Source organism: Luteococcus sp., assembly GCF_043424415.1.
Lineage (GTDB): Bacteria > Actinomycetota > Actinomycetes > Propionibacteriales > Propionibacteriaceae > Luteococcus.
Map to the genome: position 1 here is coordinate 1 of NZ_JBHWOO010000264.1, position 6,069 is coordinate 6,069.

The window sequence follows — 6,069 nt, forward strand, 5'->3', positions numbered from 1 at the left end:
ATTCTCACTTGTTCACGTCGGTCAGCCGGTAGCGGACGTGACGGCCCACCTTGTAGCCCCGCGGGCCTTCGCCGTGGTAGCGCCAGGCGTAGATGGTGGGCACGGGGACGCCGAGCATGCGCGCCAGATCCTCGATGGTCAGCAGGGGTTCGATGTTGGTGGGTTCGGTCATATCAGTTCTCCAGGGTGTGGGGGTGGGTGTTCTTGCGGGCGGCCTTCCACTGCGCGTACTCACGGGCACGGGCAGCAGCAGCCAGGGCAAGGGCTTCGTCGGCGGTGGTATCCCAGCCGGTCCCGGCATAGGCCCAATCGCGCAGGACGAGGGTGGTGTCGTCGTCTTCGTCGTCAGCCAGCAGGTCGACGTCTGACCAATCGACGGGGCGGCCGGTGCGCTGCTGTTCGGCCATCAGGTGCTGGAAGCGGACGCGGGCACGCCGCAGGGTGCCGAGGGTGAGGCTGTAGCGGCGTGACTTGGTGGCGAAGTGGCCACGGAAGCCGAGTTCGTGGGCCCACTTGCCGAGGTGCGCGTACACGTCGAGGCTGTCCTTGCCGACCGGTGCGTCGACGAGGCATCCGAGGCGACGGCGAGCGTCGCGGGCGCGGGCATGGCCGGACCAGATGCGGGCGAGGGTGACGATCCGGTCGAAGTGCGGGTTCCCGTCGACGTGGCGGGCGTCGCTGGCGTCCTTGGTGGCGTACTTCGACAGGTATCCGGCGACTTGGGCAGGCTGCAACTCTTGGTCTGGATCGTCGGGACGATGACCCACGCGGACGATCTTCACGTCGAGCTGGGTTCCGTAGCGCAGCACCACCGGCCGCACCCTCTCGTGCGGGGCGGGCGCGGGGAAGGCGACGGTCGTCACCGCCTGGCGGGTCAGGTCGGCCAGCAACTGGGCCGTGATCTTGTCGGGGGCCGGGGCGCCGATGCCCTGGGCGGCGGGGCCGTCGAGGCGCATCAGGGCGTGGAAGTGGATCGCGCCACGGGTCTGCATCTCAGCGACCTTGGCGAACTGCACCGAGCACACCTCGCGCAGCTTGCCGACCTTGACGCCGAGGGCGTGGGCGAGGGCGCGGGTCAGGTTGATCGTGAAGCGGCGCCACAGTTCGGGGGCCCACCACTGCCACATCAGGTGGTGGTCGTAGCGGTAGCAGTCGGGGCACAGCGGCTGGCCCAACTCCTGGTCGCCGTCGTGGTGACGAGTCATGCACCACCGGGGCCGGCCGTGCGGGCAGAGTTCGGTTTCGCGCCGGGGATGGCAGGGCTTGCCGCCACGGGTACCATGCACGGCGCCGAAAGAGGGTGCCGTGAGGGTAACAAACAGCAGCGGGTTCTCCTCTACCGACGCGGGGACGTTCTTGCCGCCGACGACACCGCAACGCACCATTTCGAATGTGTCGCGGGCATACAGCCGCGAGCAGGACGGGCACACCGAGGCGCGGCGGTTGCCGCAGCGCTGGAAGAGCACGCCGAGGGGCTGGTCGGCCGAGCGGAACACGCTCAACACCTCGCCCGTGTGGCCGTCGACGCGAGTGGTGGAGCCGGACAGGCGAATGGGGTGGGCACAGTGCCCGATGTGCGCCGCCGCCTGGGCGAAGGCGTCGAAGGTGCCGTCCTTAACGCGTTGCAGCACCTGGGCGACCTGGCGAGGGCTCAGGTTGACGTCGAGAGGGGATGCCTCACCGAACCCGTCGAAGTGAGCCCCCGCCATCGTAGTCATGCCGCCACGTCCCCATCGTGGGATTCCTGGGCACGCTGACGGGGCTTGCGCGGGGCCCTGGGCTTGCGGACACGGGGCTCGCCCATCGGAGCCGGATCGGCTTCGCCCAGCGGATTGGCGGACGGAGGAAGAGTGTCCTCAGCGGCCTGCTGGGTGGTGGGGATCAGCACCGTAACGGGCGACGGGTGCAGTTCGGCGGCGTGGCGGATCAGGTCGTCGGGCCAGTAGTCGGCGCGGACCTTGTCGAACGCGCCGGTCTCGTCCTGCATCCAGCCGGTGCCCTGCTGCGAGAGCAGGATCTTGTGTGCCGGGGCGGCCTGGGCGACGCCGTCACCCAGCACAAGCCTGGTTTCGGTCGAGGTCAGCTGGCGCAGCGCGACCGCTTGGGTGAACAGGCCACGCATGCCGACGGTCTCCTTGCGGGGGTCCTGCACACAGGCCAGCACCACCACGCCGAGGGCGCGGCCCTGGGTCAGGACCTCCGACAACAGCCGCGAGGCCTTCTTCACCAGTGCCGGATCGGCTTAGGATGTGAGCACGGCCAGCTCGTCGATCACCAGCACGTGCAGCGGATCACCCGGCGTCGGAACATGCTCGCGAACCCGTCCAGCCATGCGGTCGCCGCGCTCGTCGATCACCGCGAGGAGCTTCTTGAGCACCTCGATCGCCTGGGCGGGGGTGGTGACCATGCAGCAGAACATGGCCTTGCCTATCGACAGCTCGATGCCGCGCTTGAGATCGATGCCCCACATCTGAACCTCACCGGTCGACACGCACGGGGCGAGGTTCCCGCACACCGACCACAGAACCGAACCCTTGCCCGCCCCCGAGCAGCCCGCGACCAGGGTGTGGCGATTGGTGACCTGCAGCCACCACACGCCGCCGCCCTGGGTGCGACCGGCCGGAGCCATGCCCACGGTGGCGATGTCGTCGCGGGTGGGAAGCACCGCCTGACGACCCGACGACAGAGAATCACGCATCATCAGGTTGACCTGCACCTTGAATGGCGAGACCTGCAACGAGCGCGCCGAATGCGCCCCGGCTGCCACCTGCAACGCCGGTACTGCCGCCTCCACCTCCTCCAAGGTCTGGCCGATCCGGGCCCGGATGCGAAGCGCCAGCAGGTCGCCACGAGTTTCGACGCGGGACAGGTATGGGTGCACCCAGTGATGCACCTCGCGGGGTTCCCGCACGTACTCCGTGTGATCGCCCACGCGAACCTTGCGAGTCACCTTCTCCGTGCGGGTCCGCTACACCGACAGGCCGCACTCACGCGCAAGCACGTCCCAGTTCTTTCGCGCCCACGTGCGCCAGCGCCAGCGACGCCACGGAGCAGCTACCCGGCGTTCGAAGGTGAACGGGTTGACCAGCGACCACACCACGCCTACCAGCAGCGGCACCAGGTACACGGCGCAGGCGACCGCCGCACCTCCCATCACGGCACGCGACGAGGTGTACGTGAATGCCCACAGCAACCACAGCCCGTCGACAAGGATCAGCACACGCCAGGAGTAACGCACCCCAACCAACAGTCGACGCAGCACCGTTGTCAGCAGCACAATCCCCCGCCAGCACGACCGCGACCAGCGCACCACCCCCGACGGACGAGCAGCCACCACCGCCGACATGATCAGGCCGCCTTACCCTGGTCACGACGAGCCGACGGCGAGGCGTCCTCGAAACCCGTCGCCCGCACCGACCACGCCAGCTTCGGTCGCGGCCCGTTCTCGTCGATCCACGGGGTGAGGGTGAGCCCGGTGAACCGGACTGGGGTGAACGGCAGGCCAGTGGTGTTCTCCGGCGGCACGGGCTGGTACTGCGACGCCAGCTTCACAACGATCGTCTTCTCACGGTTGCCCGCCTCCGGGTCCGCGTCGAGCACAGGCACCTGCCACAGCGGCAAACCCGTCTCCTTGTCCACCTGCTGCGGACGCGACCCGTCGGGACGCTGCGGCGCCTGGAAGTCCAACACCTGCTCCACACCACCCAGCAGGAAGGCCCCACTCGGGAACAGCACGTCATTCGTTGCGGGCATCTTGCGCTTCACGGCCATGGAAACTCCTTCATCACTGGGCTAGCCTGCCTAGCCATGATGGTTATCTAAGGACTTGACTAGCCATGTCAACAAGTAATGCCAACTTGTTCACCTCACTGCAGGGCAGCGCGAGCCCATGCGAGACCTGCTGGCACGGCGATATGCCTAGCCAGCCCATACATGCGCCCATAGGATGGTGGCGTGGCTTTGAATCCGAATGACCCGACTCCGCCGTACCAGCAGGTGGCCAATCGGCTACGCGCGCAGATCCGCACTGGCGAGCTGCCCCAAGGCGCCCAGCTCGACTCGCAACACAAGATGGCCGAGCGCTACGGCGTGGCGCGCATGACCATCCAGCAGGCGCTTCGCGTGCTCCGCGAGGAAGGCCTGATCGTCACGCGCCAAGGCAGCGGCGCCTTCGTGAAGGGCCACACCGAGCGGGCCGTCGACCTCCGCCCGCGCATCCAGGAAGCCTTCACCGCCGACGAGGTGACCATCGACTTCTGCGGCTTCACCGCAGAGACCTTGGCCGGTGCCCTCACCGAACCACTCGACCGCATCCGCTCCGGCGCACTCCACCCTCGATCCCTCGCGGTGCGCATCATGCTGCCCGACACGGCCGAACCCTTGGCCCTGCCCGTTCTGCCCGGCAAGAGCCCCGCAGAGAGCGGCGCGGCCCGCGAGCGCCTGGCTGGCATCGCCTCTCGCTCCGTGAACGCCGTCGTCGACATGGTTGACGAGCTGGCAGCCCTCAAGCTGCTCAAGGTCGCGATGGTCGAAAGCCGCTTCATCGCCTCGGCACCCCAGGCCAAGACCTTCATCATCAATAGCCAAGATGTGTTCCAGGGCTACTACCCTGTGAAGCTGCGCGAGGTGCGCCTCGCGGACGGGCCAACCGAGATCTACGACCCCATGGGCAAGGACGCAACGCTGTTCCACTTCGCCAAGGACTCCGACCCCGAGAGCCTTGGCAGTCTCTACGTGCAATCGACCACAGCTTGGTTCGACAGCCTTTGGACCACCATTGCAAGGGCCGAACCGTGATCACCGCCGCCGAGCTATTCAGCCAGGCCGACCTGATCATGCTCGACTTCGACGGCCCGGTCACGCGCCTTTTACCCCCACCAGCGAACGCCGAGCTTGCAGCGCGCGCACGCGAAGCAGCACGCGACGCCGGTGTCCCGATCACCGACGACCTCGATTCCAGCACCGACCACCTAGCCTTCATCCGCGCCGCCGGAGCCCACTCCCCCGTAGCCCTACAGGCGGTCGAATCCTTGTGCACGACAGGTGAGGTAGCCGCGGCCCTCACCAGCCCCGTCACACCCGGCGCCGTGGATCTTCTGGAATCGGCAAATCGCGGAGGCAAGACCGTCGTTATCGTGACGAATAACAGCCCAGCGTGCGTTTCGCGATTTGTTCAACTGCACGATCTCGTCCACCACGTCGACTCCATCGTTGGTCGGGACCCTCGGCGCCCCGACTTAATGAAGCCCGATCCACACCCGCTGCGTCAGGCCCTGCAAGCAGAACATGCCAAGGCAATCATGATCGGTGACTCAGTATCCGACGCTGTGGCAGGCACCGCGGCGGCTGTGCCCGTCATTGCCCTATGCAAGGACAGTAGGCGCAAGACGGCAATGGAGCGCGCAGGCGCCGCTTGCACCATCTGGAACCTGCGCGAACTCAAGAAGAACTAGGAAATCATGTACATCACGAGAATATCAGTAAGAAACGACGGACCGCTCAAAGAATTCGAGTTTCAAACAAACCCGCCCTTCTCTCAACCCAGGCCGATCATCATAACCGGCCCGAACGGGGCAGGAAAGACGAACCTCATCTCTATTCTCGCTGACGCAATAATCGAGGGCGCAGCCGCCCATCATCCCGATGTAACCACACACTCGTCAGGGTTGGCACGTAACTGGTTTCGTGTAGTGGGAGGCGCCACGCAACGCGCCCAAACGGACGGCAGCTATGCGATCGTGGAGTTTGACGATGGAGACAGCCCGCTGCAGTTCGTCCAAAAAGCAGGAAGCATCGAATCTCCAACCTCCGATACCCATCGAAACCAAATAACACCTTCGCAGCCGTGGGTAAAGGATGGAGCTCCCCTTAAGCAGTTTTACATCGACCAAGAAACCTCCCAACGCATCTACTCCAAGGGAGTTTACGCTTTTTTTCCGGTGTCGCGATCCGAGAAACCCCACTGGCTTAACTCAGAGAGCCTCAAGGGAGATAGCTTCACTCAAAAGCCGAAATACACGGGAATGTTTGGCAGACACATCTACATCGAGCATCCCACCGAACCTCTAG

Annotated in this window: 9 protein-coding genes; 3 read left to right on the forward strand and 6 right to left on the reverse strand. The window is 65.7% G+C overall.

Annotated elements, in window-relative coordinates; all coding sequences use genetic code 11:
• Positions 1-4 precede the first annotated feature (4 nt).
• Genes ACHFFZ_RS14980 through ACHFFZ_RS15005 form a run of 6 tightly spaced genes read right to left on the reverse strand, consistent with a single transcriptional unit; the run spans position 5 to position 3,771 of the window.
• The gene (locus ACHFFZ_RS14980; RefSeq protein ID WP_394277400.1) at positions 5-172 is read right to left on the reverse strand and encodes a helix-turn-helix transcriptional regulator; all 168 of its coding nucleotides are present in this window, start codon (positions 170-172) and stop codon (positions 5-7) included.
• Between the two features lies 1 nt (position 173).
• Positions 174-1,718: a replication initiator gene (locus ACHFFZ_RS14985; protein ID WP_394277401.1), complete on the reverse strand. Its 1,545-nt coding sequence runs from the start codon at positions 1,716-1,718 to the stop codon at positions 174-176.
• The gene (locus tag ACHFFZ_RS14990; protein ID WP_394277402.1) at positions 1,715-2,227 is read right to left on the reverse strand and encodes a hypothetical protein; all 513 of its coding nucleotides are present in this window, start codon (positions 2,225-2,227) and stop codon (positions 1,715-1,717) included. Before ACHFFZ_RS14990 ends, ACHFFZ_RS14985 begins: the two co-directional genes overlap by 4 nt.
• A 15-nt stretch (positions 2,228-2,242) precedes the next feature.
• Positions 2,243-2,932, reverse strand: coding sequence for an FtsK/SpoIIIE domain-containing protein (locus ACHFFZ_RS14995; protein ID WP_394277403.1), 690 nt, complete (start codon positions 2,930-2,932; stop codon positions 2,243-2,245).
• Positions 2,933-2,968: 36 nt separating this feature from the next.
• On the reverse strand, positions 2,969-3,346 hold the full coding sequence (locus ACHFFZ_RS15000; RefSeq protein ID WP_394277404.1) for a hypothetical protein: 378 nt from the start codon (positions 3,344-3,346) through the stop codon (positions 2,969-2,971).
• 2 nt (positions 3,347-3,348) lie between these two features.
• Positions 3,349-3,771, reverse strand: coding sequence for a plasmid replication, integration and excision activator (locus ACHFFZ_RS15005; RefSeq protein ID WP_394277405.1), 423 nt, complete (start codon positions 3,769-3,771; stop codon positions 3,349-3,351).
• 225 nt (positions 3,772-3,996) lie between these two features.
• On the opposite strand from ACHFFZ_RS15005, the gene ACHFFZ_RS15010 reads away from it, so the two are divergent.
• From ACHFFZ_RS15010 to ACHFFZ_RS15020, 3 genes are all read left to right on the forward strand, one after another.
• Positions 3,997-4,797, forward strand: a complete 801-nt coding sequence (locus ACHFFZ_RS15010; RefSeq protein ID WP_394277408.1) for a GntR family transcriptional regulator — start codon at positions 3,997-3,999, stop codon at positions 4,795-4,797.
• Positions 4,794-5,453: an HAD family hydrolase gene (locus tag ACHFFZ_RS15015; protein ID WP_394277406.1), complete on the forward strand. Its 660-nt coding sequence runs from the start codon at positions 4,794-4,796 to the stop codon at positions 5,451-5,453. Before ACHFFZ_RS15010 ends, ACHFFZ_RS15015 begins: the two co-directional genes overlap by 4 nt.
• 6 nt (positions 5,454-5,459) lie before the next feature.
• Positions 5,460-6,069 (forward strand): hypothetical protein (locus tag ACHFFZ_RS15020; RefSeq protein ID WP_394277407.1); only part of this gene is annotated, 610 nt, incomplete at its 3' end.

Bases quoted from the DNA above. Each gene is read 5' to 3' on its own strand.
- ACHFFZ_RS15005 (WP_394277405.1), bottom strand. From the start codon at position 3,771: ATGGCCGTGAAGCGCAAGATGCCCGCAACGAATGACGTGCTGTTCCCG.
- ACHFFZ_RS14985 (WP_394277401.1), bottom strand. From the start codon at position 1,718: ATGACTACGATGGCGGGGGCTCACTTCGACGGGTTCGGTGAGGCATCC.
- ACHFFZ_RS15000 (WP_394277404.1), bottom strand. From the start codon at position 3,346: ATGTCGGCGGTGGTGGCTGCTCGTCCGTCGGGGGTGGTGCGCTGGTCG.
- ACHFFZ_RS14980 (WP_394277400.1), bottom strand. From the start codon at position 172: ATGACCGAACCCACCAACATCGAACCCCTGCTGACCATCGAGGATCTG.